26 protein-coding genes are annotated in these 26,512 nt (G+C 47.1%); 11 read left to right on the forward strand and 15 right to left on the reverse strand.

Going from position 1 to position 26,512, the window contains the following annotated elements; all coding sequences use genetic code 11:
* A complete protein-coding gene (locus H6570_20500) occupies positions 1-1,671 on the reverse strand; it encodes an OmpA family protein (GenBank protein ID MCB9321672.1) in 1,671 nt (556 codons plus the stop codon).
* A gap of 156 nt (positions 1,672-1,827) precedes the next feature.
* On the opposite strand from H6570_20500, the gene H6570_20505 reads away from it, so the two are divergent.
* Genes H6570_20505 through H6570_20515 form a run of 3 tightly spaced genes read left to right on the forward strand, consistent with a single transcriptional unit; the run spans position 1,828 to position 3,988 of the window.
* Entirely contained in the window at positions 1,828-2,427 is a 600-nt protein-coding gene (locus H6570_20505) for a DUF4294 domain-containing protein (GenBank protein MCB9321673.1), read from the forward strand.
* Positions 2,428-2,429: 2 nt separating this feature from the next.
* Positions 2,430-3,464: a diphosphomevalonate decarboxylase gene (locus H6570_20510; GenBank protein ID MCB9321674.1), complete on the forward strand. Its 1,035-nt coding sequence runs from the start codon at positions 2,430-2,432 to the stop codon at positions 3,462-3,464.
* Positions 3,461-3,988 (forward strand): rhodanese-like domain-containing protein, encoded by a 528-nt coding sequence (locus H6570_20515; GenBank protein MCB9321675.1) that lies wholly within the window; start codon positions 3,461-3,463, stop codon positions 3,986-3,988. Before H6570_20510 ends, H6570_20515 begins: the two co-directional genes overlap by 4 nt.
* On the opposite strand, the gene H6570_20520 is transcribed toward H6570_20515, so the two are convergent.
* The gene (locus tag H6570_20520; protein ID MCB9321676.1) at positions 3,989-4,333 is read right to left on the reverse strand and encodes an MGMT family protein; all 345 of its coding nucleotides are present in this window, start codon (positions 4,331-4,333) and stop codon (positions 3,989-3,991) included. It lies immediately after the preceding gene.
* An 8-nt stretch (positions 4,334-4,341) separates the two neighbouring features.
* On the opposite strand from H6570_20520, the gene H6570_20525 reads away from it, so the two are divergent.
* Positions 4,342-4,875: a hypothetical protein gene (locus H6570_20525; GenBank protein ID MCB9321677.1), complete on the forward strand. Its 534-nt coding sequence runs from the start codon at positions 4,342-4,344 to the stop codon at positions 4,873-4,875.
* Here H6570_20525 and H6570_20530 read toward each other — a convergent pair.
* Positions 4,858-5,307, reverse strand: coding sequence for a GatB/YqeY domain-containing protein (locus tag H6570_20530; protein ID MCB9321678.1), 450 nt, complete (start codon positions 5,305-5,307; stop codon positions 4,858-4,860). The genes H6570_20525 and H6570_20530 overlap by 18 nt on opposite strands.
* On the reverse strand, positions 5,304-6,074 hold the full coding sequence (gene rsmA, locus H6570_20535) for a ribosomal RNA small subunit methyltransferase A (protein ID MCB9321679.1): 771 nt from the start codon (positions 6,072-6,074) through the stop codon (positions 5,304-5,306). Before rsmA ends, H6570_20530 begins: the two co-directional genes overlap by 4 nt.
* A 72-nt stretch (positions 6,075-6,146) precedes the next feature.
* Here rsmA and pdxA point away from each other — a divergent pair, with 72 nt between their 5' ends.
* From pdxA to H6570_20550, 3 genes are all read left to right on the forward strand, one after another.
* Complete coding sequence (gene pdxA, locus H6570_20540) at positions 6,147-7,211, forward strand: 4-hydroxythreonine-4-phosphate dehydrogenase PdxA (GenBank protein MCB9321680.1); 1,065 nt, start codon at positions 6,147-6,149, stop codon at positions 7,209-7,211.
* A gap of 205 nt (positions 7,212-7,416) precedes the next feature.
* Positions 7,417-7,794, forward strand: coding sequence for a TraR/DksA C4-type zinc finger protein (locus H6570_20545; protein MCB9321681.1), 378 nt, complete (start codon positions 7,417-7,419; stop codon positions 7,792-7,794).
* 56 nt (positions 7,795-7,850) lie between these two features.
* Complete coding sequence (locus tag H6570_20550; protein MCB9321682.1) at positions 7,851-8,540, forward strand: lipoprotein signal peptidase; 690 nt, start codon at positions 7,851-7,853, stop codon at positions 8,538-8,540.
* Between the two features lie 233 nt (positions 8,541-8,773).
* On the opposite strand, the gene H6570_20555 is transcribed toward H6570_20550, so the two are convergent.
* From H6570_20555 to rsmG, 5 genes are all read right to left on the reverse strand, one after another.
* Positions 8,774-9,277, reverse strand: a complete 504-nt coding sequence (locus H6570_20555; GenBank protein MCB9321683.1) for a peptide deformylase — start codon at positions 9,275-9,277, stop codon at positions 8,774-8,776.
* A 114-nt stretch (positions 9,278-9,391) separates the two neighbouring features.
* On the reverse strand, positions 9,392-9,901 hold the full coding sequence (locus tag H6570_20560; GenBank protein ID MCB9321684.1) for an OmpH family outer membrane protein: 510 nt from the start codon (positions 9,899-9,901) through the stop codon (positions 9,392-9,394).
* A gap of 74 nt (positions 9,902-9,975) precedes the next feature.
* Positions 9,976-10,476: an OmpH family outer membrane protein gene (locus H6570_20565; protein MCB9321685.1), complete on the reverse strand. Its 501-nt coding sequence runs from the start codon at positions 10,474-10,476 to the stop codon at positions 9,976-9,978.
* A gap of 260 nt (positions 10,477-10,736) precedes the next feature.
* Positions 10,737-11,831, reverse strand: a complete 1,095-nt coding sequence (locus tag H6570_20570) for an NTP transferase domain-containing protein (GenBank protein ID MCB9321686.1) — start codon at positions 11,829-11,831, stop codon at positions 10,737-10,739.
* A gap of 189 nt (positions 11,832-12,020) precedes the next feature.
* A complete protein-coding gene (rsmG, locus tag H6570_20575; GenBank protein ID MCB9321687.1) occupies positions 12,021-12,653 on the reverse strand; it encodes a 16S rRNA (guanine(527)-N(7))-methyltransferase RsmG in 633 nt (210 codons plus the stop codon).
* Between rsmG and H6570_20580 the strand changes: the two genes are divergently transcribed.
* A complete protein-coding gene (locus tag H6570_20580; protein ID MCB9321688.1) occupies positions 12,652-13,617 on the forward strand; it encodes a GNAT family N-acetyltransferase in 966 nt (321 codons plus the stop codon). The two genes, rsmG and H6570_20580, sit on opposite strands and share 2 nt — an antisense overlap.
* Complete coding sequence (locus H6570_20585) at positions 13,614-14,531, forward strand: hypothetical protein (protein ID MCB9321689.1); 918 nt, start codon at positions 13,614-13,616, stop codon at positions 14,529-14,531. The genes H6570_20580 and H6570_20585 overlap by 4 nt, the downstream gene beginning before the upstream one ends.
* Here the strand turns inward: H6570_20585 and H6570_20590 are convergent.
* Positions 14,528-15,610 carry a glycosyltransferase gene (locus H6570_20590; GenBank protein ID MCB9321690.1) on the reverse strand — a complete coding sequence of 361 codons (1,083 nt, stop codon included), beginning with the start codon at positions 15,608-15,610 and terminating at the stop codon, positions 14,528-14,530. The two genes, H6570_20585 and H6570_20590, sit on opposite strands and share 4 nt — an antisense overlap.
* 57 nt (positions 15,611-15,667) lie before the next feature.
* On the opposite strand from H6570_20590, the gene H6570_20595 reads away from it, so the two are divergent.
* Positions 15,668-20,539, forward strand: a complete 4,872-nt coding sequence (locus H6570_20595) for a hypothetical protein (protein MCB9321691.1) — start codon at positions 15,668-15,670, stop codon at positions 20,537-20,539.
* On the opposite strand, the gene H6570_20600 is transcribed toward H6570_20595, so the two are convergent.
* The 3 genes from H6570_20600 to H6570_20610 form a co-directional block, all read right to left on the reverse strand.
* Complete coding sequence (locus H6570_20600) at positions 20,517-21,143, reverse strand: methyltransferase domain-containing protein (protein MCB9321692.1); 627 nt, start codon at positions 21,141-21,143, stop codon at positions 20,517-20,519. The genes H6570_20595 and H6570_20600 overlap by 23 nt on opposite strands.
* Complete coding sequence (locus H6570_20605) at positions 21,128-22,048, reverse strand: glycosyltransferase (GenBank protein MCB9321693.1); 921 nt, start codon at positions 22,046-22,048, stop codon at positions 21,128-21,130. The genes H6570_20600 and H6570_20605 overlap by 16 nt, the downstream gene beginning before the upstream one ends.
* 255 nt (positions 22,049-22,303) lie before the next feature.
* Positions 22,304-23,296: a hypothetical protein gene (locus H6570_20610; GenBank protein ID MCB9321694.1), complete on the reverse strand. Its 993-nt coding sequence runs from the start codon at positions 23,294-23,296 to the stop codon at positions 22,304-22,306.
* Between the two features lie 40 nt (positions 23,297-23,336).
* Here H6570_20610 and H6570_20615 point away from each other — a divergent pair, with 40 nt between their 5' ends.
* A complete protein-coding gene (locus H6570_20615; GenBank protein MCB9321695.1) occupies positions 23,337-24,089 on the forward strand; it encodes a class I SAM-dependent methyltransferase in 753 nt (250 codons plus the stop codon).
* A gap of 1 nt (position 24,090) precedes the next feature.
* Here H6570_20615 and H6570_20620 read toward each other — a convergent pair whose 3' ends face one another.
* Together H6570_20620 and H6570_20625 are read right to left on the reverse strand one after the other, a co-directional pair.
* Positions 24,091-25,389, reverse strand: a complete 1,299-nt coding sequence (locus tag H6570_20620) for a hypothetical protein (protein MCB9321696.1) — start codon at positions 25,387-25,389, stop codon at positions 24,091-24,093.
* Positions 25,390-25,405: 16 nt separating this feature from the next.
* A complete protein-coding gene (locus H6570_20625) occupies positions 25,406-26,284 on the reverse strand; it encodes a hypothetical protein (protein ID MCB9321697.1) in 879 nt (292 codons plus the stop codon).
* Positions 26,285-26,512 lie beyond the last annotated feature (228 nt).

The following is a 26,512-nucleotide window of genomic DNA, read 5'->3' on the forward strand; positions in this document are numbered from 1 at the left end:
TCAAGGACTGCTTTTGGTTATTTTGATTTCTACCCGTCGATTGGCACGTCGTTTTTCCTCCGTAGCGTTGTCATTCAATGGTTTTGTGGGGCCATACCCGGCGGTTTCGATGCGGTTTTTATCGATACCATTATAGACCAGGTATTCTTTGATACCCAGGGCACGCTTCTTGGATAATTCAATGTTGGCATTCAGATCACCCACATTATCCGTATGTCCCTCGATGACAATGTGTATGGAGGGATTCTGTTTCAGTAATTGCACCAGCCGGTTTAGTTCCGGATACGATTCCGGTAATATTTTCGGTTTGGACTGCTCAAAGAAGATGTTGCTAACTTCGATCTTCCGGTCTTCCTTGATGGGTTCCAGGGGAATGTCCACATACAGGATCGAGTCTGATCCCTGCTGCCAGGAGTCCGGGTCTATTTCAATTACGTTGCTCAGGTAGCCATGTTGGGAAGCCTGGATCTGGATGGTATTTGCAGCCTGCAATTGGATGGAATACATACCATTCTGCGTCCGGAAAAAATAATTCTGACGTATCGGTCCGAGCGAAGAATAGGTTAATTCAGCCCGGATAGGTTCCTGTGTTTGTTCATCCAGGACCCGGCCCTGGATCGTGACCAGTCGCGGTGCAGTGCGGTTAGGACTGAAATTGACCCGGTAAATGTCGTAAGAGCCTTCCCGGTTTGAGGTAAAATAGAAATAGTCATCAATCTCGGAATAGTAAGGCTGGGTATCGTCGTAGGGTCCGTTAACCGGTCCGGCCACTTTGCGGGGCTTGGTCCATTTTGACCAGTGGACGTCAATACGCCGGGATACATAGATGTCCATCCCCTCCGACCCGGGACGATTGGATGCAAAGAAGAGTCTTTTCTTGTCCCGGGATAAATAAGGTGTGCTCTCCCGGAAAGCGGTATTGATATCAGGACCAAGGCTGATGGGGCTGCTCCACAAATTGTCTTTCACCTTAAAGGAAATGTACAGATCCTGATCGCCGCGTGAATCATTGCGTTCCAACGCGAGAATAATCACGTCATTGTCGTAACTCAGGGCTGCACTTACATCATCGGACTTTGAATAAAAGTCATAGATATAGATTGGCTCCGGAAAATCAAATTCGGCATGTTCAGTCTGCCTGATCTTGGAAAATCCATGGTAGAGACTGCCATCCTTGCCAAATTGGTTGATGATGAGCAACGATTGATCGGCCTCGGAATAGGCACAGATGCTGTTTGGCAAGGCGTTGTTCAACGGAAACCCCGGGTGGTAAATTTTATCAAAAACGCCATGGGCACTGGTCGCCATCCAGACATCCTGGTTGAATCCGGACGACACCGGCGACGAAATGGACTTATTGGCCAGCTGTGAATAGATGGAACCTAATAATTTGAAATATTCGTCACTGTTCAATTCGGCGGAGAGATCGTGATTGAACTGGTAAAGTGTCTTTTTAAAGGTAGGGTCTCCGACGCGGGTAAAAAACAGAGTTCCTCCGTCCGGCGTCACTACCGGACCGATCTCATCATAGGACGTATTGATCTGATCATCCAGGCGCTCCAGGGTGTATTGGGCAACAGCCGGCACAATACCAGCCAGCAGGAATAACAAAATCAGGGAGCCGCTCTTAATCATTTTGTCCAATGTGCCGACAAAGTTAATCGAATTCACCACATTACATATTGGAAATTTAAGTAATTTGTATCGAATAGATATGCTGGATTTTAACATCAACCTGATATTAACATCTCCTGGTAGCTGGTTTGCTCAGATTGTTGAAACTGTTCATTGCATGAATTGGTTGTATATTGAACGTTCTTAAATATTATGAGGGTATACCTTTCCTTTTTAGTCTTGATTTTTGGATGGGCGATTCATGCGAATGGTCAGATTGCAGCCCAGAGCACCATGGGGCCATTCTATACACCGATGCCTTCCAGTGAGCCGGATACCTTGTACATCATCAATCTTGAAAGTGTATCCATATCAGCACCGCGGAGCTTTGCTGATAATGAAGAATTCCGCCGTTACCAGCTTTACCGGAGATATGCCCTGAAGGTATATCCCTATGCAGTGAAAGCCATACAGGTTTATCAGGACATCAAGGGCGAGACCGATGGGTTGAAGCGACGCAAACAGCGACGCTATGTAAACGATGTGCACAAGCAGATGAAGGATGAGTTTACAGAAACACTGAAAAACCTGTCCCGTACCCAGGGACATATCCTGATCTCGATGATCGAGAACGAACTCGATGTCCCGATCTATGAAGTGATCAAGGAGTTGAAAGGCGGAGCTACCGCCACGTACTGGAGTACGTTAGGTAAACTCTATGGTTACGCACTGAAGGACAAATACGAACCTGGTAAAGATCCTATCCTGGACCTGGTATTGCAGGATTTTGACATAAATTTGGAAGAAAAATAGCTTTGTCAGATTCGTACATTACCTGGCGCAGTCCTTCGAATATAGCCATCGTCAAGTACTGGGGTAAGAAATCGGGACAGATTCCCCAAAACCCTTCTCTGAGTTTTACCCTGTCCAAGGCCTACACCGAAACACGGTTAGCATATCAGCCAGGCAGCGGACAGATCACCTTTCGTTTTTCCGGAAAAGAAAACCCTCCTTTTGCGGAGCGCATTAAAAACTACCTCTCGTCCATCCGGCAATACCTTCCCCATTTGCAGCAATGGGATCTTACCATTGACTCTGAAAATTCATTTCCCCATTCCGCCGGGATCGCATCCTCGGCTTCTTCCATGAGTGCACTGGTACTGGGCCTGGTCGATATGGAGCAGCAGCTGTTAGGGATACATGAGGATCCGGATGAATTTCTGAACCGTGCCTCTTTTCTGAGCCGCTTGGCTTCCGGCAGTGCCTGCCGGTCAGTCTATCCCAGGGCAGCCATCTGGGGAAAACTCCCGGATATTAGGCACAGCTCGGACCTTTATGCTGTACCTGTTCCGGAGCTTCATTCCATTTTTGATCAATATCAGGATACCATCCTCATTGTACACAGCGGAGTAAAGTCCGTTTCCAGCTCAGCCGGCCACGGGTTGATGGAAAATCATCCGTTTGCAGAGGCCCGGTATGCCCAGGCCAGGAATAACATGACCGAATTATTGGGTGCCCTGGCACAGGGCGATCTTGAACATTTCGGCATCATTGCAGAGGAAGAAGCGATGACGCTGCATGCCCTGATGATGTGTTCACGACCCGGCTATACACTGATGAAACCAGAGACTCTGGCGTGGATAGAAGCCGTACGAACTTATCGCCATGAAACCTCACATCCCCTTTATTTCACATTGGATGCCGGCCCTAACCTGCATTTGCTTTATCCGGCAGATATAGCCGGTCCGGTGAGACAATGGCTGGAACACCAGTTGTCGTTACGTCGGGAGGATCAGACGAAAGTATTGTTTGATGCTATGGGTATGGGACCTGAAAAGATTGAAGTATGAGATCATTTGCTTTACTTTCATTCCTTATCTTTTGGTCCGCTTGTTCGACCAATGGCCAATCCCAAACGAAAATGCATTGTCAGAACCCGGCATTTGATCAGGAAGTCAGAGACTGGTTAAGTTTTACAGTACCACTGATGGATGTACAGACCCTGCATACAGCACCTCCGGACTCCATTTTGTTATTGGATGCTCGTGAGCCGGCAGAATATGCAGTCAGTCACATCCCCGGAGCACAATGCATCGGCTATAAGGATTGGGACAAGGACATCCTGCAGGATATCCCTAAGAACAAACCGATCGTCGTCTATTGTTCCATCGGGTATCGCAGTGAAAAGATCGCTGAGAAGATCACCAAGCTCGGCTATTCCAATGTGAAGAACCTTTATGGCAGCATCTTCGAATGGGTCAATAACGGGTATCCGGTCGAAGATCAGTCTAACCACCGGACACAGACTGTCCACGGGTTTAATGAAAAATGGAGCAAGTGGATCCTAAACCCGGCCATCAAAAAAGTCTGGTGATCAATCCTCCATTTCCTGCGGATGCCAGTAAATGGTTTTAAAATCCTGCACCTTATCGTCGACGACCACGACCCCTTCGGCTTCCAGTAATTCCTGCATGAGTGTGGGAGTGCGAAAATGAATGCGGCCGGAGAGTTCTCCCTTACGGTTCACTACCCGGTGGGCGGGAACACCTTCACCCAGATTTCTACATTGATGCAAGGCCCAGCCCACCATGCGGGCAGAGCCCAGGGCCAGGTAGTCAGCAATGGCCCCATAGGTTGAGACCCGCCCGAATGGAATATTTTTGGTTACTTCGTACACCAGTTCGTAATAATGCGGAGAGGAAGGAGGATCAGAAACCATCGTAATTCATGAAGCTTATAGCTAACCAAATTACAAATTTAACCGACGCCCGTTATTTCGCCGCCCGGGGTTGTTATGCCCTGTTTTTTGACCTGGACAATCCGGACCTGGAGGAGCCACAGATTTCAGCCATCGTGGAGTGGATTTCTGGCCCTCATATTTATGTTCACACTACACAGCCGGAACAGATCTCTCCGGCGATAGCTTCCCTGGCGGAGGGTATCTGGACCGATGCAACGGGATGGAGCCTTCCCATCCATCGGTTCCGGACCTGGGATCCGGACCTGGTAAAGACACTTGATGAGGCGACCTGGATCGTCAGGCAAAGGGATTGGCTGGCATTTCAGACTGCTTTTCCCCAGGGCCAGGAAGTGATCTTATGGGTGGATACGCCGGATCTTCAGTGTCTGGACGTTGCTGCTGATTACGGCGTATGGGCCGTCATGATCGACGGGGGAGATGAAGAAACCACCGGGGTTAAGTCGTTTGAAGCCTATGACGATTTCATCGACCGCTGGGAGGAATTATCCGCCGAGGAGTGATTTGACCATAGCCGCGATTCGGGCACCCTCTGCTTTGCCAGCGACTTGTTTGGAGGCCATACCCATCACTTTTCCCATATCTTTGATTGAACTCGCACCGGTCGATTGAATGATGGAAGTGATTACACCTTTCAGATCCTCATCCGACATTTGTTTGGGTAAAAACTGTTCGATGACTTCGATTTCTTCAATTTCTTTTGCGGCCAGATCCTGCCGGTTTTCTTTTTCATAGATATCCAGGGAGTCCTTGCGCTGTTTGATCATTTTCTGCAACAGCTTAATTTCTGCCGCATCATCGAGTTCGGCGTGCGTACCACTGGTCTGAAACAATAAAATTTCCGACTTTATAGCCCGGAGCGCCCGCAGGGCACCCTGATCTTTGGCTTTCATCGCTTCCTTCAGTGCGGTCATCACATTTTGTTCAAGACTCATGATTGATGTTTTAGACACAAAGTTGTTAGATAGTAAAAGTCCTGTAAAGTTAATTGTTCAGGTCTACGTGTGAAAATGGCTTCTTCAGCCAGCAAGGTCTCCGGATAAAATGCCTTCAATGAATTTCGGAGCATTTTACGGCGCTGGTTAAAGGAAGACTTAACAATGGTCCTGAACATTGGTTCTTCAGCGCGTGGATCTATTGTTTCCAACCGGTGCATGCTGATGACAGAAGACTGGACTTTCGGCGGTGGAGTGAAGTGTCCGGGAGATACGGCGATACACGATTCTACCCGGTACCAGGCCTGCGTCAGTACGGACAATATGCCATAAGACTTGCTTCCTGGTTTTGAAGCTATCCGGTCGGCCATTTCCTTCTGAAACATACCAACCACTTCCGGGATGTATTGTACGTTATCCAGGATGCGAAAGACGATCTGAGATGAGATATTGTAGGGAAAGTTACCGATGATCTGCATGGTCCTGCCTCCCGTGATGGTCGTTAAATCCAGTTTTAGAAAGTCGGCATGGATGACTTCACATTGAGGATAGTTATGCTGAAGTTCAGCAATCAAATCCTGGTCGGTCTCGATCAGCAGGATTGGTTTGTGAACTAACTGGATAAGGTGTTCCGTCAGGGCTCCATGACCGGGGCCAATCTCAACAACGAGATCGGATTCCGGGAGATCGGAAAGCAACCGAACGATTTTTTCCGCAGTGGATCTCTGGTGTAAAAAGTGTTGCCCCAGGTATTTCTTGGCTTTCACCCCGTGCTCAATTTTTTGGTATCTTCGCACGCGCAAAGGTACATTTCTTCATCTAACCTATTTACCTGTATTATGCAACTAACCCGAATTGGATTAACGGCAGGAGATATCAATGGCATTGGCTTGGAAGTGATTTTGAAGACCTTTTCCAATTTCCGCCTACTGGATTATTGCATTCCGGTAATCTATGCATCCTCCAAGGTTGTATCGTACCATAAAAACATTCTCAAAGGACAGGATCTGCCCCTGGTTAATTTTCGCAATGCAGAAAATCTGCAGCCCGGCAAGATCAATATCGTGAACTGCTGGAGTGAGAATGTAAACATCAGTCTGGGCCAGGTAAATGAAGAAGGCGGTAAATACGCATACATTTCGCTGGACGCGGCTGTTCGTGACCTCAAAGATGGCTATCTGGATGCACTGGTAACAGCTCCCATCCACAAACAGGCCATGCAATTAGCCAGTTTTCCCTATAAAGGGCATACCGACTTCCTTACCCAGGCTTTTGAAGCACCGGAAAATCTGATGCTTATGGTGGATGGCTCATTGCGCATCGGCGTAGTGACGGATCATGTAGCGCTCAGAGATGTGCCGGATATGATCACCCCCGAGCGTTTAAAAAATAAACTGAACATTCTGATCCAGTCCCTGCAGCGCGATTTTGGTATTGAGAAGCCCACCGTAGCGGTGTTAGGACTCAATCCGCATGCGAGTGACGACGGATTAATGGGTGATGAAGAGAATAATACCATCATTCCAGTGATCCAGGGATTCAAAGCCGAAGGGCATCTGGTCATGGGACCGTACCCTGCTGACGGATTTTTTGGCAGCCTGTCACACCGTAAATTCGATGCGATCCTGGCTATGTACCACGATCAGGGGTTGATTCCGTTCAAGACAATGGCTTTTGCGACGGGGGTTAATTATACGGCTGGATTGCCGGTAGTCAGAACATCACCTGGACACGGGACCGCATTTGATCTGGCGGGTAAAAATGAGGCTGACCCGTCGTCTTACCGGGCAGCAGTCTATTTGGCAATGGATTTAGCAAGAAACCGGAGGTCATACGATGAAGCGCGGGCAAACGCACTCACCAAGAAACCAAAGCTATCGGAAGATGACGATTCGGATTCGTAAGATCCACACGTTTTTCTGAGACTGGTTTTGGTTACCCGATAGCCTTGGTTCGTCGCAATGATGCAACCAATATAAATCAAAACACTTGCCAAAATATGTTAATATGAAGAAGCGATTTGCAATCAATAGACGGGTTGCTTTCTTCACATTGAATAAAAAAACTTATTTTTGCACCTCGTCAGAATTTGTTTAACCGCGGAAGGAAATGGCATACGAAAAGATTAAAACCCGGTACAGCGACGAAGAGCTTCAGGAATTTGAACAACTTATTGATGAGAAACTGGATGAGTCTCGATCGCAATTGAAGTTTTATCAGGCACAGTTAGAAGAAATGGCGGATAACCCTGATGCCAAGATCAAGGGACTGGATGATGGCCTGGGAACGATGGAAACCGAGCATATCAATACACTGGCGAGCAGGATGCAGAAGCATATCCAGCATCTGGAGAATGCCAAAATCCGGATCAAAAATAAAGTGTACGGTGTCTGCCGTGAAACCGGCAAGCTGATCTCCAAAGACCGCTTAAGAGCCGTACCACATGCCACCCTCTCAATTGAAGCCAAGAAGAATGGCAACCGCTAATCAAACATTTAAGGACAGCACCATAATCGTACCGATTGGAAATCACTAAAGACGTTATTCGCAAGCGCGTTTGGTGGGTCATCCTCACCGTTTTAGGGGTGCTGATCCTGGATCAAACGTTTAAGTTTTGGGTTAAAACACATATGAATATCGGGGATGAATTTAACATTCTGGGTTTTCAGTGGGCACGCATCCATTTTGTGGAGAATCCCGGTATGGCCTTTGGCCTGGAATTTGGCGGGAGCGTGGGTAAGCTGGCACTGGGCATTTTCCGCATCATTGCCGTCGGTTTTCTAATCTACATTCTGCGGTGGCTGATCGGCCATCATCCCCGCTTTGGACTGGTGTTTTGCTTTTCTTTGATCCTCGCCGGCGCCATCGGAAATATCCTGGACAGCGCCTTTTATGGCTTGCTGTTTTCCGAATCTTCCTATCATGGCGGCGTAGCGGAGTTTCTGCCTGCCGAAGGAGGATACGCTCCGTTTTTTTATGGCCGTGTCGTCGATATGCTGTATTTCCCTATGTACCGTTCGATCTGGCCGGACTGGGTGCCACTCATCGGTGGTAACCGCCTGGAGTTTTTCCGCCCGGTATTTAACCTGGCCGATGCTTCCATTTCGATCGGTGTGATAAGCATCCTGCTGTTTCATCGCGAAGTATTCAAATCCAAGCCGCAAGTTTCAGCTGCAGAAATGACAGGAACCATTATTGCCGAAGATCCGGATGGCGCTTCGGAAGAAGAATAACCGGGGGCTATAAGCGGTACGCTATTCGTATATATTTTCAGCCACGAATTACACGAATGATTTGAAGTCAGGTAGCTGTCGCAATATGCTATACACAAATAGCACCCATTCATCTAAGCACGTTCATAGAGATCTTACCGCTTTAGCACGGTTTGGTCGAAATGAAGTATGGTAAGGAATTGGGTCTAAGTGCGGAAACACGAGAACACGTCAATATGAAAACACGCACACAATTACACCACCCATTTCAAATCATCGGTATTGCGGGCATGGTCTAACGACAGAATGCCATCCAGATGATCCAATTCATGCTGCAGCAACTCGGACAAGTCGCCTTCCAGATCCCAGGTATGCGGTTGCCAGTGCTGATCCAGGAATTGTAATTGAACCGAATGGTGCCGCTTCAGCCGGACCATGAGATTGGGAAAAGACATGCAATCGTCCCACAGTTCGAATTGCTCATCGCTCCGCTGGGTAAATACCGGATTGATCAGAACCAGCGGTTCATCAATGTACATACACACCACCCGCTTAAGAAGGCTCACCTGAGGCGCCGCGATCGCCCGTCCCCGGCCATAGGTTTTACGGAACAAAAGGATTAACTGATGCATGCGATCAAACCAGGGTTTTAAGGCTTCAACTTCTTCAGGCGTTACCGGCGCACAAACCTCACGGAGGCGGGGATCACCCAGGAGCAGTATCGCATCCAGACCAAGCTTTGTTTTTGTCGATGCCATGTTAATGTTTTTAGGGACCGGTTAAGACCATGCAATTTATTGGAATAGCTAAAAAAATAAAAGGCTCCCGGGTATGCCGGAAGCCTTTCGAATTATCTTTTGATTGGATGAAGCTTACTTCAATCCCAATTTGGTTTTTATCATATCGGTCGCGTCAATGGCATCGTTGACATATAGGATGCCCGGGGATGCGTCGAAAACAATATCCCAACCTTTTTCTTTAGCCATAGCCTTGATGGCTTCGTTGACTTTATCGTAGATCGGCTGCAGGAGCTCGTCGCGTTTTTTCTGCAGACTTTCGGTCATGTCTTGTTCCAGTTTGGATATTTCTTGCTGTTCCTGGGTGAGGCGGTCTTCCTCGTCGGCTTGTTGTTTGGGAGACAGTTCACCGGATTGTGATTTGCGCTGAAGATCCTGGACCTTGCCTTGCCAGGTTGTCACCCGTTGTTCCAGTTTCTTTTGCGACTGTGAGCGCATGGCTTCCATTTCGGTATCAGCAGATTTGACCTCTGGCATTTCGGAGAGGATCATCGCTGAATTGATGAATGCGATCTTTTGCTGGGCCACGCCGGCCGAGATAAAACAAAAGAAAGCAAATATGGCAGTCATTGTAAATGATTTCATCTGAACGTTAGATTTAAAGTTTTTATCAAAAGCGGTGCAAAAATATTAAATTTTCTCTATCCAGCTTTGGTGGATTACTGGACTTTCTTGAGGATATCTTCGGTTTTATCGTACGTCGGATTCACATAGATGATGGAACCGGATGTATCAAAGACCATATCGTAATCCCTGCTGGTTGCATATTCTTCGATGGCGGCATACACTTTATCCTGAATCGGCTGAACCAGTTCTTTGCGTTTTTGGAATAGTTCGCCTTCGGGACCAAACTTGCTGCGCTGCAGTTCCATAACCGCCTTTTCCTGAGCGGTGATCTCATCTTCCCGCTGGCGGCGCATTTCGTCGTTCAGCAGGACCTGATCCGCCTGGTATTTGTTATACAATCCCTTGATTTGATCTTGTTTTTCAGAGATCTCCTGGCGCCAGGTGGCCGATAGCTGATCCAGTTGTTCCTGAGCTTTTTTATAGCTACCCAGGTTCTCCATAATGTAATTGATGTCGATCACAATGCTCTTTTGTGCCTTGATCGCTAAAGAGCCCAGAAAAACGAGCATCATACTCAAAACTATCCGTTTCATTTTCAACAGTTTAAGCGTGGTTTGATGATTCATTCAAATCGTGCGCTAAAATACTATTTACGCACTAAATTCTCTTTTATGACTGGTAGAGAGCCCAGAAAGTTTCGGCTTGTTAAGATGGGATTTTGCACCGCTTTATTCTAAATTATTGGTTGTCAAGCCAGTTATACAATCAATCCATCACCATATGGCATGGTTTTTAACGAATGTTTAACCGCTGTAAATCAGCTTGTTAACGAGCGAAACAGACCAAATGTTGCTTACAGAAAACCTTCCAGTCCCCTTTCTTTCAGTCGCCGGGTCACCGCTTTGATTTCCTGCTCATAGCCTTTGGGATAAATGAGCAATACATCCTGCTCATCGATGACCAGAAAATCATCCAGCCCCCGGATGACTCCCAACTTGCCTTGTGGGAGCCGGATCAGGCAATTGTGTACTTCCTCCAGATCCAGCGGTGCCGCATCGGTAACGTTGTGATTTTCAGATTTTTTACGCTCAGCAAATAAAGAAGCCCAGGTGCCCAGATCGGACCAGCCAAAATCGGCAGGAATCGTATACGTTGATGCACATTTTTCCATGATGGCATAGTCGACCGAAATGGATGGGGTCAGCGGATAATTCGTTTTGATGGCATCGGCTTCTCCCCGGGTGTTGTAGGGTATGACATCCGGGCTCAAATGCCGGTAAATCTCGGGGGCCAGCATATGGAATGTGTTTTGCATAAAGGCTGCCTGAAAGACGAATAGTCCGGCATTCCATACGTATTTACCGGATTGGATATATGCTTCCGCCCGGTCGTGGTCCGGTTTTTCAGTGAAGGCTTCAACCTGATATATCGGATGTTTTCCGGTGGTTTTCCCCGTTCCCATCCGGATATAACCATAGCCCGTATCCGGACGTGAGGGCGTGATGCCGATGGTTACAATACACGGATTTTGAGCAGCATAACTTGTCGCTTCCGCAATGACTTCCGTAAACACCTGCGGTTGCAGGATTACATGATCGGCAGGGGACACGACGAGGACTGCATCCGGATCCAGCTGCCGCAATTTGAAAGTGGCATAGGCGATGCAGGGAGCGGTATTGTTGCGGGTTGGTTCGGTGATCACCTGATGGGGCTTCAGCTCGGGCAGATGTTCGAGGACCAGGTCAAAATATTTTTCATGGGTCAAAACGTAAATATTTTCGATTGGACAACTATCGAGGAACCGCTCGTAGGTCAGACGAAGGAGGGACTTACCCACACCCATCATGTCCAGAAATTGCTTGGGTAATGCCTCACGGCTGGCGGGCCAAAAACGGGATCCGACACCACCGGCCATGATCAATGCATAGGTACTGGCCTCCTTCTTCATCAATTGGTATAATTTGTTATTAATCGTATCAATTCTGGTAAAATCATCTGATCCAAATATGTGCCCTAGCGTATTTTTCTGAATATTGGTTTCCTGGTAAAATAACTATCTGCTGTCATTCAGCGATTTAAGTGCTTGCACGAGGATTTCATCCGAATACGATTTTATTGTAAACAGATATTTCTGTAATTATCGCTGGATGTAGACAATGTATTTGTCGTTAAAGTATTCCAATGGAAATATATCCTGAATTGGGGTTAATTCATGGTACATATTTCTAAATTCCGTTTTTAATTCTTCCCGTACCGAACCGCCTTTCAGGAAGATCCATCCGTTTGGCACAGCGTTTTTCTCTTTGGTGGAAATTAATTTCCGTGTCCAAAGGAACAGTTGCTTGGTTTCGGCAACCGCTCTGGCCAGAATGAAGTCGTATTTCTCCGTTAATGTTTCCACCCGGGCCTGGTAGGCTTTCACATTTTTCAGACCCGTTTGTTCTGCAATATCCTGAACGACGGTAATCTTTTTACGGATGGAATCCACCAGATGAAATTCTACCTCCGGAAAGAGGATCGCCAGAGGGATGCCGGGAAATCCACCACCTGTACCCACATCCAGGACGCGGCTACCGGCGGTAAACCGGATCCATTTTCCGATCGCCAGCGAATGCAGCACATGATGCTCATACAATTGGTCCAGATCTTTCCGGGAGATAACGTTTATTTTAGCATTCCAGTCGGCGTAAAGCGGGCCTAACCGGGCGAACTGCTCGCGTTGCTGCTCCGTCAGATGAGGAAAATAATCAAACAGGATTTGCAAATTCATGGACCCTTCACTTCACGGCAAAGATAGCTCTTTCAGCAGCCAAATAAAGGCCTGCCGTGAAGAGTACCGGGTTTTTTGCCAGGGGCGGAGTGATTTGCCGTTGTACCTCGACCCGCGCTGGCTGGATACGGTATGCGGTACCCAGGGGTGGAGTGCGGCTATCGCCACTGATGCCGCTGGAGTACTGACCTTTGCATTGCCATTCCAATTTGGATACCGGTATCGCCTATTCCGGTTGTTGCACACGCCGCTGTTTACGCCCTATGTTGGACCCTTCCTGGCTGAAGACCCGGTAAAAACCACGGTGCATGCGTTTTTACACCGGTATCAGGAACAGGTCCATCAAGCGATGACAAGGTGGCGGCGGGTACGTTTCATCCGCTGGAAATTGCATTATACCATACCCCATGATCTGCCTTTCCGGTGGGAAGGGATGCAAAACAAGCCCAGGGTCACCCATCTCATTCAACCGGGTGAAACCCCGGAGCAGCATTTTGCTGCACTGGATAAAAAAATGCAGCGGGACATCCGCCAGGCCCAGCGAAAATACCGGATTGTCGAGGTGACTGATCAGGAAGCGTTTACCCGGCAGGCCATCGGGCATCTCGAGGAGCGCAGGGTAGGGAACCTGGCAGCTTACCGCCAGGCGTTGATGAACATCCTCGGCGAATATCAGGGTTCTGATCGGTTGAAGGCCAGGCTTGCGGTTGACGAGCAGGGCAAAACCATGGCTGGCGCCCTCTTCGTAGCGGACGCGGATTCCGTCTATTACCTGACCGCCTTCCGGGATACCCGCATTTCCAATAACCAGGGTAATAGTCTCCTGGTGTGGCAGGGCATTAAATGGGCGCTGAAAACCGGACGTATCTTCGATTTTGAGGGCAGCAGCATCCCGGGAGTGGCCACGTATTTCAAGCGATTTGGGGCGGAACAAATCCAGTGCATTGAAGTCTTCCGCCCATGAAAAACCACACATTACACCAGCTCATCGAGGATCATCCGCAAGTTCCTTTTTTCCTGAAGCCCAGCTGGATGGAGGTGGTCTGTCCAGGTGAATGGGATGTGATCGCCCAGGAGAAAGACGGTAAACTACAGGCATTCATACCCTTCCGTTTGCGTAATAAATGGGGATATCGCATCGTCACCACGCCATATCTTACCCCGCATTCCGGACCCTGGATCGCGGAAGGGATGGATAATGGTTCAGCAATTGTGGAATTGGCCAAGCAAATGGTTGCTTACGATTATGTGCATTTATCCCTTGATCCGGTGTTAAAACACCCCGTTAGCTGGAATTCCTATCTGCAATTTTCGGCAGAGCCAACCTTTATATTGTCCGGATCCATGGACGACATTTACCCGGGTTTACAGAAAAAACTCCGTCAGCAGCTAAACCAAAGTCAGGGTCAGTTTAAAAGCAGAGCGATCGATGCAGATGCCTTTTTCGCCCTGATTTCTCAATCCTTCCAACGGCGATCCAGTCAGGTTCCATTTTCACGAACTTTGATCGGGCGGATAGTAATGCACATCCGGAAACACCGGTCGGGAGATCTCATGGGGGCATTGGATGCTAACGGTGAACTTTTAGCGGCAACCCTGTATTACGAAGACCAGAATTGCATATATAGCCTCTTGAGTGGACAAAACTATGCTGAAGGTCCACGTAATGCCCATAAATGGCTGCATTATGAGATCATCAAATATGGCATTGGACAACAGAAGGGCATCAATTTTATGGGCAGCAAAATTCCCGGCGTCGCATTCTGGAACAGTTATTTTGGAGCTGAGGTCGGGTATTATTACCGCATTAAAAAACATCCTGGAGGTTTCCTTACCCGCCTGGACCAGATGCGAAACTTTTGGTCTTTCTCCGGTTAATTCCAGGTCTTTCTGGATTGAAACAGCATCCGCAATCCCACCAGTCCGTAAGCCAGAACCAACAAGGGCTCTGCCCACCACCAGGTATATCGCGGGATTTCCAATTTCCGGATCAAAGGGTACCGAACAGGCAAAACGGTCAGTGTGCATAAGATCCAGATCATCACCGTCCACCAGCCATGCCAAGTGAGGAGCAGGGTAATTAGTCCCAGGTAGTATATCCCCAGTGAAGCGCTTATTAAGGCCAGTTTTAACCGGATCTTCCCGGGATAAATCAAAGCAGTCTGGGAGTGTCGGGTTTTGCGCTTCCACCAGGAGGCCCATGATTCAGGAGCTAAAGTCCGGGTCCACGCCTGTTGGTGAAAACAGACCTCAATGTTTTTGGGATCCACGGCCTGCACCAGAAAATCGTCGTCGCCGCTGGCCATTTCCGGATGCAGATCCGCAGCGAGAGCAACGTCCCGAAGTATCAGCAGATTGCGTCCAACGCCCATGTAGGCTTCTCTTTGCCGGGCAAATCCCAGGTATTGCAGGGCCACCCAGGATGTCTCAAAGGCCATCCACCGGGACTGCAGGGCAGATGTTCTCTCCAGGGGACTATAGCCCAAGATGCATTGGGAGGTTGGCCGGGTGCGGGCATCCATCATTTCGCGGATCCAGAACCGGGTAGCCGGACGGCAATCGGCATCGGTCATCAGTACCCAGGGCTTTTTTATCTGTTGGAGTCCATACTGCAAGGCGGCTTTTTTCCCGGGTAAATCCTTGATTCCAACCGGAGCATTGTAGCTGGACAGATGCGGATAAGAATCCTGCATTTCCTGCAAATATGTGCACAAACCGTCGGTGGAGTGGTCATCGATGATCACCACTTCGTAATCCGGATATTCCTGCTCACACCACGAAGACAGGTTCTGCCTGACCTCTTCGATCCCGTTTTTGACACAGATCAACAAGGCTACGGGTTCAGTTTCCATCTTTTCACCGGGAGCTATCGGTTGATTGAGGGCCTTAAAATAGTAATAGTAATAACCCACGAGGATCAGCCCGCTACCTATTGTTGCCCATAGAATCATTGCCACCAACACCCCGGGATTATGTATTTTTGAATGAATACACGAAACAAGTTACAAATTCACATGCGAGTCACCCCTACATCTAACGCATCCATCCCGCTACGGCTGGCAGGTCTGTTCGTGTGGATCATGCTGTCAGCACAGGGTTCAGCCCAAATGATTTCCTCCACCGACACCCTTCTGGGGAACGAGTGGATTCAGCCGGGGCAGTCCTATTTTTCCTTCAAAGTAGTGGAGGATGGTGTCTACCGTATTTCGTATGAAACCCTGCAAAATGGCGGAATACCAACCGCCTCCATTCCGGAGGACGCCTACCAACTTGTTCACAACGGCCAGGAGGTTCCATTACGTATCTCTGGTGAGTATCTGGAGTTTGTGGGGCAACAAAACCGTGGCGAGATCGATGCCTTCCTCTACGAAGGAGGCGAGGCGGACCAGCTGAATCCTTATTACAGTTTATATACCGACACGGCGGTCTATTACCTCACCTGGGGACCGGGGGAACATCGCCGGTATTCCGCAACCCAGGCTGATGCTTCCGAGCCAGCGTCCTGGTTCTGGCAGGACGTACTCCTGGCTTTCAATACGACCTATTATAAACCCTATGAGCTGAATAATACCAGCGTAAAATTTGCCCATTATGTGCCTGGCGAAGGGTATGGAGCTTCGCTGAGGGTTACTTCGAGTTATACCGTTGAGACACCCGACCTCTATACCGGAGGGCCGGATCCCGTCCTGGATGCAGGTTTTGCGACCCGGGATGAAGAACACCAGATCCTGGTGCAATGGAATGGAATGCCCCTGGATACGTTACTTTTTACCGGCATTGAGGCCCGCAGGTTGCATTATACGCTTCCTTCCGCCAAAGCGAGAAACAACATCCGCATTCAGGGTTTGGCTGGCAGCCAGGACCGGCATTATTTGGGATTTGTCAATGTGCGTTATCCACGGGCATTTACACAATTGCCGAAAGGTTGGATCCGGCTTGATACATTTGCCAGCGCACAGTCTGTTACCGTCGATTCCGCGCAGTTGCATTGGGCTGCATGGAATCCCGGGCTGGGACAGTACCTGTCTGTAAACGATGCTGCGATGGTATTTCCGGCGGATGACACCTCCTCCTGGTACCTCAGTTCTATGGATTCCATCCAAAGCATTACTACCCTGACACCGGTTCAATTTGCCGATGTAAGCCAGCCCGGACAAATCCTGTTCATCACCAATCCGGCATTTTTACCGGAGGTGGAACAATATGCCGCCTATCGTGCTTCTGCCGAAGGAGGAGGCTGGACAACCACCATCCTGAACAGCGAAGCACTGACCAATACCTTTGCCTATGGCATCGATCGTCATCCGTTGGCCATCAAGAATGCCATTCAGGCCGTTGCCCAGAACTCGACGAAAGAGCACTACATCTTCCTGATCGGTAAAAGCCTGGAATATCCTACCAAACGCAATGATCCCAGCTTACCCGTGTGGCTGCCATCGTTTGGCGATCCGGCCGGGGATAATTTGCTGGTCGCAAGGGGATTTGAGGACGTGCCGGCTTATCCGGTAGGAAGACTGGCGGTCACCGAAGGGGAGCAGATCCTGGAATACCTGCAGAAAGTAAAAACCTACGAGGACAACCAACGCAATTTGCCCGATACCTATGAAGACCGCATCTGGACCAAACGCATCCTGCATCTGAGCGCCGGGACAGGCCCGGCGCAACAGACCATTATTAATAATGCCCTGGAGGCAATGGCGCGGGAAGCCGAGACCAACCTGCTGGGGGCAGAAGTTAAGACAGTTTCCAAGGAAAATACCGAGGTACTGGCCATTTCCCAGACCGACGAGATCCTGGACGCCTTGAATGCAGGGGTACTGCTTAAGACCTATTTTGGTCATGGGTCGGTGGTCACCACCCAATTTGTCATTGACCAGGCTACCCAACTGAACAATGCCGGTAAAAACCCCATGATGTATTCGCTGGGGTGTTATACGGGAAACATCCATACGCCCATCCTCTCGGCCAGCGAAAACATGGTTCTGCATCCTACGCTGGGGGCCATCGGCTATGTAGCTACATCCGGTACCGGATACATCAGTTCCCTGTCCATCTTCCAGCAGGAACATTACCGGTTGTTGGGCAATGAATGGTACGGCGCACCGTTTGGCAAGGTGATGCAACAAACCGTCGCCGCTTTTACCAGTCAACAAAATGTACCCATGCAGTTGATCCGCGAGGAGATCACCTACCAGGGCGATCCGGTCATCCGGCTGAATGTCTCCCAGGGGCCAGACTATACGTTTAAGCCGCAGAGTGCATCCATCAGCCCGCAGCTGTTAACCACCACCTCGGATAGCTTCACCGTTGCGATTACCGTTGCAAATCTGGGCCGGACACAGCCTGATTCGGTCATGTTGCTGATCGAACGACAGACCCCTGATGGTCAGGTATCGCCGGTTTATTCCCGCCGGATCAAATCGCCATCCGCAGAAGAGACCCTTTCCATCAAACTGCCCGTGGGGGAGGCGCCAGCCGGAGAAAACCAGCTTTATTTCACCCTGGACCCGGAGAATGCCATTGCGGAGTGGCCGGACCCGGCAGCGGAAAACAACAACTATTATGGTTCCGGCTTTAACTTCCGGGTTGTCTCGGAAGCGATCGCTCCCACCTATCCGACGGATTACGCGATTGTATTCAGCCAGGACCTGACACTCTATGCCTCGGTTTCAAACGGGGCTGCCGCCGGCAATACCTACCGCATCGAACTCGATACGTTACCGGACTTCACCAGTCCGGCGCGTCTCAGTCAATCTATTGCGATCGATGGCGCCTTATTATCCTGGACGCCCGGCATCTCCTGGATCCAGGATCAGGTGTACTACTGGCGGGTGAGCCAGGACTCTGTCGTGAACGGTAAACCCTACGCCTGGCAGTCATCATCCTTCCTGGTATCGGATACGCTGGGCGAAGGCTGGAACCAATCGCACTGGGGACAGTGGGACGACGATACGCTGATAACCCTGGAGGTTGACCGGGATAGTATGAGTTATAGTATCCGGAAGAATAAATTGCTTGTCAGGAATAATATAGCTGATCCCGGGACAGCAGCCTTTTGGGTCAATGAAGACCGGATCGACCGCCTATGGGATATTGGTGGACAGCCTTCTTTAGCCGGCATTTTGATTGGAATTTTAGACACACTTGGATTAAATCCGATCCAAAACCCGGATACCATGCCATTGTATGGAAGCTTAAATCCTATTGGTGAACCAAGGGGTGCTTTCCAATTTTCAACAGCTGACACGTCCATCATGGATAGTATTTTCCATTTATTGATTGACGTAGCACCCGAAGGTTATTACGTAGTTGTCCTTTCATTGCAACGAGGTGACCGTTCGTTCTATCCTGAAAATTGGCTGTGGAAGAGCCCGTCAAGACAAATGAGTCTGGTAGATTATCTGGAAAGCCAGGGAGCCACTAAACTGCAAACCATACGCGATTCCCTATCCGTGCCTTACTTTTTTGTTTATCAGAAAAACAAGCGAAAAATTGCAGAACGAATTGCTCTGAACAAGTTTGAATGGATCGATACCAGCCTAACTATTTTCAGTGTCCTTAATCGGGGAGTGCTGTCTTCACCGCTGATCGGTCCGGTAAACACCTGGAATCAACTGAACTGGAAGGCCTCTCCGGAAGCGGAGGATACCATGTCGCTGGAGATCATTCCGGTCGCTGCAGACGGGACCGAGCAGCCGGCACTGCATATTGATAAAATGGGTGCCTCCGGTGTCTTCAGCCTGGATTCCATTAACACACCCTATCTTCGTTTCCGGTGGACCAGTTGGGATGAGGTCAAACGGACACCTCCGGCGCTGGATCATTTTCAGGTGATCTATCAGGGATTGCCGGATGTGACCTGGGAAAAGGCATCGTTAACATCTGCAACTGTAAAAGCAGGAGAATCCATCCGGATCCGGGGTACCTACCGGAACGTGAGTCCGCATCCGATCGGAGCATTCCGGGTCGCGGCCTCGCTGGATAAAGCAGGGATCACGGTGGCTACAGATACTTCGCTGCATGCGGCATTGGCCGGCTTTGAACCAGCCGATTTCAACATCGACATTCCGGCACCATTGTACGGAGGAGACCATGTATGGAAGGTGGAGTTGAATCCGCGTGGCATGCTGCGGCAGGCGGAAGTAAATGTAAACAACAACATCGCGGTGGGCACGCTGGCGGTAGAGGGAGATGAAGTAGCACCGCTGCTGGATGTCACCTTTGACGGAAAGCACCTGCCGGACCTGGGCATTGCTTCTCCGGAGCCGGCCATCGGAATCTTTTTATACGAGGACCAGCAATCACTGTTGCTCGATGACACGGCACTGTTTACCATTACATTGATTGATCCTGCCGGGGTAGAGATGCCGGTCTATTTCTCACGAACGGACCTGACCTTTTATCCGGCGCTTTCCGGTCAATCCCGCAACGAAGCGCGCATCCTCTGGCAGCCTACCTTCTGGACCGATGGTATCTATGTCCTGAAGATTGTAGCCAAGGACAAATCCGGTAATCTGGCCGGTGGAGAAACTTATGCTCAACGCTTTAAGATCCAAGCCCAAACCGACCTGGTTCAGGTCGTACCCTATCCCAATCCGTTCACCACCGAAACACGATGGATATTTACAGCGGATCAAAATGGATATTTACCAAAATTGCAATTGAGCCTGTATCAGGCAAATGGTCAGCGCATCCGGCTCTGGGATAACAGTGCCCTACAGGCAAAAACAACAGGAAACAGAGTCTGGGAGTTCACGTGGGATGGCAGGAGTGATGCTGGAGGGATGGCTGCACCGGGGTTGTATTTTTACACCGTAGAAATGCAAAATGCAAGTGGCGAGATCCTGAAGGCGGAAGGAAAAATCATGTATGCGGGTCCGAAATAGCATAAATAAAAATACTGCAGCTACTGTAAACCAACTTTTCGGAAGAAATTAGTGTCCAATTAGGATATTGTTTGGTAATGATTTCTGTTATTTTCCAATTTTTCTGATGGTAGATTTGCGGACTGTCGTAATTGGTGGACGATATTATTACCCATTTTCCGGTAGCATTAAATAATAGGTTCAAATGTTTTGTTAAGTCCACAAGATTTACAATGTGGAATATTACATCCAGCGATATAGCCAGGTCAAATGAATTATTTTCTACAGAAAAGCCGGTTAATTCCCGGAACTGCTTTTTAGAATCGTTTGAAAATACCTGGCTGTTTTTTTCTACGATATAGGAAGATACATCAACACCCAAATATGAATTGACATCCAGACAGGCAGCGACAGCGCCGTCGCCACAACCCAGGTCCAGGATCGATTTGATCTCGTGGGCTTGAATGAAGGTATTAATCATCCTGCATTTTTGCTGCAGTGATTCGCCCCTGGAACCACTTCCGGAATTGCCGCCCGATACATAACGATTATTCCAGTAGCGGTATGCACCAGGGAATAATTTCGTTTTAGTGCTTAAATACCATACTCTTAACTTTCCAAACATTTTGAATACAATGATTTATAAGCCTCGATAGTGGCTCTCCTGGAATATTGAATTAATGTTCTTTTTCTTATTTCAAGCGCGGTGTAATTACCGTACTGCATGTGCATAACTGACATGCCTTCCGCAATTGATTCGACTGAATCATTACCAAGTAATATTCCATTATCTGAATTCACCAGTTGATCCGGCCCACCACTAGGTGTAACGATAACAGGCAATCCACAGCAAAGCGCTTCCAGGATCGTAATACCAAACGTTTCATGCTTGCTTGTTGAGATCAAAACATGGCTCTCATTAAGTAGCCGGGGAATTTCCGTATTGGGTTGCCGTCCATGGAAGGTGATCATTTCAGTTAAATTCAACCCATTCATCAGATTGGTTAAATCACTCTTCAGTGGACCATCACCGATAATGTGCAAATGCCAGTCTGGATGCTTTTTGCAGATAATATCAAAAGCGCGTATTAACCGGTCAATTTGTTTGATGGGTATTAAATCACCAATGCAGATAAAATGAAACCCGTTCCGTTTTGGTGTTTTCTGAATGGTAAAAAGGTTCTCATCAACAAAGTTAGGAATAATGCGGACGGGCTTGTTCGGGGTAAATGGTTGCAAAACTTTAGCTAATGTGGAACTCACAGCGGTTATTTCTGTCGAATGATGTATTATTTTTTGATAGGTGGATAATTCTGTTTGGCTTAATGGGTGTTCCAGGATTCCTGAATGATGTTCTGTATAAACCACTGGCACCTTGATTCTGGAGGCGATGCGTTGCGCAACGAAACCACCCCAGAGACAATGAGCGTGAATGACATCAACCTGCTTTATCTCCGGTAATTTTGAGCAGAACTTATTAATGGAGGTATTTATCAACCCCGGAAAACGATAATGCAGCGATTTGGGCAATGCTACCCTTTGGAGGTGGGCAACGGGAAATGGGATTTCCGGATGTGCAATCCATTGCGTTCGCCAGGTATTAAGATAATAGACGTATTTCAGGCTCTGATCCAGGAAAGCAAGGGATAGATTCAGATCAGGATCCAGTTGCATCAACTGCGTCTGGTATAAGATGAAGTCTCCATTGAAGGGGTAAAGCTTTGATGGAAACCAACCTGGAATTACCAGGACATTGGTCATGCGAAATGGCAATTTAATGAAACCTTATCCATGGATGATTTGACGGGTGGATAATCGCTCCACGGTTTGATAAATAGAGGGAATAAAAAATGGCAATGCGTGTAAAACCAACCGGCCAATGTTAAAGGCCATATTCATGGTCAGACCGATTAAGAACAGGATGACTGGGAAAATCCATAGTCCTGGTATTTCTTTTTTCGAGAATAAATAAAAAAATAACAGGATTACTAATGGAAGTACATTAATGTATAGTCCTTTGATAGTCATTAGATAGGTAAGACTATTCGTAAAACTGTCCTTGAAGGAGCTGATATTGATTTGTTCTTCATGCCCACCATATGGTCCCCATTTACGCAGAAAAACATATAAAATCATCGTAAGTAGGGTTACTATTAAACTGATCCAATCTATTTTATGAGTTGCAAAATATTTTAACAGGAAATAGACAAAAAAAACAAAACAAATTTTTTCACTGATGATTATACTAAACAGTATTGACGGGATAAATATACTTCTGGTATTATCGAACTTCATAAGAATGATTGTGAACAGGAAAGCAAAGGGGTCTATGCCAAAAAACGCAGTGTAAAACATTAGACTAGCAACAAGAATTCCACTGGTGAGTGCATAAGGCTTGTTGGTTTGTTTGCGTTCTTGAAGTATCCAGATTGAGACGACTGCAATTAAATAAATACTTATCGCATTGATCAAAGCCAGGGATTCTATAGCTTTCAACTGTTCAGGTGAGAAAGATGTAGGTTCGCTGAACGAGATCAAAGGAAGAATCTGATAGACCAGTGTCCCGATCAAAGGGTATATTGGCCGGTATACGAAAGGAGCGTAAGGATGGTAGGTCGGGTTATTGCCCAGGTAGTATAAGATATATTGCCAATAAGCATCAATAGGCATTGCCTGGTAAGCAATTAACCGGTAAATAATAAAAAACAATGGAGGAATAATGATAAATCCAGCCAATAAGATTACAAAATTGAATTGTTTAATAACCTGAATATTCATTGTATGAGAAGTGGAAGATTTAATGTTATAAATTGTATTTATGGAAAAATCTGCATTTAACTATGATAAAATACCAATTGGGTATTATGACCTCATTGCTGAGAGGAAAACAGGAATTCGTAGTTTTTGGCACAATCATAAATTTGAAAGGGTACTATCCTCTTTGCCAAATAATATCGATTCATTGATTGATATTGGGTGTTTTTCCGGTACATTTTTAGGGATGATTCCCGAAGAAAGGTGTTCCCGGCAGACAGGGTTAGATATAATTTTAAAGCAAATTAATTATGCAAACGATAAATACGCTACAAGTTTCAGATCCTTTCATTACTATGCAGATCTTGCTTCAGAGTTGGATATTGGCTATAATTATGAATGCGCTTCATTGATTGAAGTCATTGAACATTTGAATCCGGATGAAATTAAAATTCTATTTGAAAAAATTTATATAATGCTTCAACCTGGCGGGCTTCTTGTAATGTCTACACCTAATTATTTCAGCATGTGGCCAATTCTTGAAATTCTAATAAATATTTTTTCCTCCGTAAAATACGACGAACAACACTTAACCAGATTTACCTATTTTAATGTATTTAATAAAATTCGGACAATTATACCAGAATTTGACCGGATGTTTACCATTAAATTAAGAACTACAAGCCATTTTATTTCGCCGTATGTTGCATTTTTTTCATATAATCTTGCTTCATTTCTTGCAGGAATGACCAAACCACAACGTTGGCATTTTCCTTTTGGATCAATTCTAATTGTTTGTTTGGAAAAGAAAATATAGTTTATTCAATATTTGAATTATTATATTTTAAATCTGACTTCTGTAATAGGAAAAATTGACTTAATTTATTACGACTATGATTTACTACGTGAAATATATTTAGCATCCCCATTAAGATCCCGTTGGCTGAAAAAATGATTGTTATTGATGTCATACCATTATGGAAGAGATAAAGACTGAGTAACATAGAGCAGGTTATTAACAGGTAAATTGCAAGAATAAGTTTTAATTCATTCCTGGCCTCAAAGATTGTATTCAGGATAGTGGAAACACCAATAAAGTAGGTCCAAACCAGTAAAAGGGGTAACAATACCGCAGATTCCTTAAAGGCACTGCCATAAATCAAGGGCAACAAATAATAGCCCAAAATACCTCCGAGTACGCATATCGCCAATAACAAACTATTGTGTATCCGGATAACTTTTAGGCAATTTTCGTCGTAAGCGTGTTTAAGGCGGATCGTATAGGGTAATAATACTTTTTTGATGGAGAGGGAGAATGTGAAAGGAATTCCACTTAGTGTTAATGCGAGTCCATAGACCCCTAAATGATCTTGCGTTAAATCCGACTCAATAAACCAAATGGGCAGATTGATCATCAGGATGCTTAAAAGATTAATGGCCCATATGGATCCCGCATAATGGAATGCCTGTTCGGCAAAAGCTCTTCCGGGACTTCCCAATCTTGGCCTGGGATGAATAACAAACCACGCGATGAGTAGCAAAATAAAGTACCCTGATAAATAGGCTGAAATACCTGCAAAGAAGTGCCATGTACCCACCAGGGCAGTCAACGCGATGGCAATAAATAGGGTAATCAGTAATTTTCCTACATTGGCGATCCATTGAAATGTCCATAATTTTCGAAAAGCTTGATGAACCTGGATGTATGCCTCAAGACATTTTTGACCCAGTGCCAACAGGACATAAATGAGCAGCAGGCTATTCAGCATTGGGAATTTATCGATGGTAAAGAATCCAATGCTCCTCCGATCCAGGAAAATAATCAGGGCACTGATCAGGAAGGTGCCAATTATTCCCCAGGAAACCCACTGACTGGTTGCTTTTGAACCAAACTGTTCGTATAAATAAGGTATTCCCCGAAAGAATTGAAAACTGGTAATGGCCAGGATTAAGTTGCCGCCATAGGTCAGTTTCGTCAGGTAGCCATTACCTTCCGGCCCTAAATACCGGACCAGAATGACGGAGGTAATGAACCCCAGGATCATCTGAACTCCGTCGGTCTGGAGAGAATAGCGGATCTGGCTGAATACAGACTTTATTGAATTGGTTTCAGGCAAAAAGAAATGATTGACTTTAAGGATTATACCATGCCTGGAAGAGGTGGCCCCAGCGATAATGATTCAATAGCTCCAAATTAGTGTGGGAGGGAACAAAACCAATCTTTTTCCAAAGTTCATATTGTTGAATGATCCACGGTGCCAGCGAAGTTGATAATTCATCGTTACCCGAAGTCAGACAATGGCCCCCATTCACCGTATCCACGAGGTGAATTATCTCAGGATCGGGAATACCATGCACATAGGCTATGATAGGCCGTTGTGCAGCGAGGTATTCAAATAATTTGGAGGTCATAATTCCTGTACTTTTCGGTGATGCCCAGGTCAGCAGTAGATTAAGCTGGCTTTTATGTTGAAGTTCGATGGCTTCAGCATGAGACACATGACCATGATCGCAAAAGCGAATGGCTGGGAAGTCATGAAACCATTTCTTCCAGAGGGCCGATTGTGGTCCGGCCAGATGAAATTCGATATCCCTGGCATCCAGCAGACCATGGTCGATCAGGGTAGCGAGTGCTTGAATGACAGGACGTGGATCTTGCAGGCGTACATCTACAGTTCCTGAATACGTGATGGTAAACTTTGTGGTTTTACGGTTGGGTGCGGGATTGAAGGCATATTCCGAAAAACCGTTGTAGAGCACCGAAGCATGTTTGGATGCAATGGGAAGACGACGGGCAAGTCCCTGTGAAACGGTGGTTATCCGATCTGCGCTTCTTAGCAGATTCCTGTAAAATGCATTTGTGGCGTTTGACCACCAGGTATTTTTTTTAACCGGGTCTACCGGCAAATCCCGGAAATCCACCATCCAGAGAAGTTCCGGTGCTTTGCGCTTGATATCACGACCGATGATCAGATCGTACACCGGATCGTAGGAGGTCAGTAAGTGAGTCACCGGTTGTTCAGCATGTAGAGATTTAAAGGCCTTCAGAATAGCATTCCGATACCGCGGGCCTCCCGGAGAGAGTAGATAAAGGCACGGGAAAGTATTTTTCAATCGCAGGATAACCTTTAGCCAGAAATTTCCGGATTCCTGGGAACGGCTGGATGGCCTACGTTTGATGAAAAAGGTAAAATCGGATGTTGGAAATTGATGAACCCTGAAAGAAGAGTTATGGGTAGG

The sequence above is a fragment of the Lewinellaceae bacterium genome (assembly GCA_020636135.1).
Classification (GTDB): domain Bacteria; phylum Bacteroidota; class Bacteroidia; order Chitinophagales; family Saprospiraceae; genus JAGQXC01.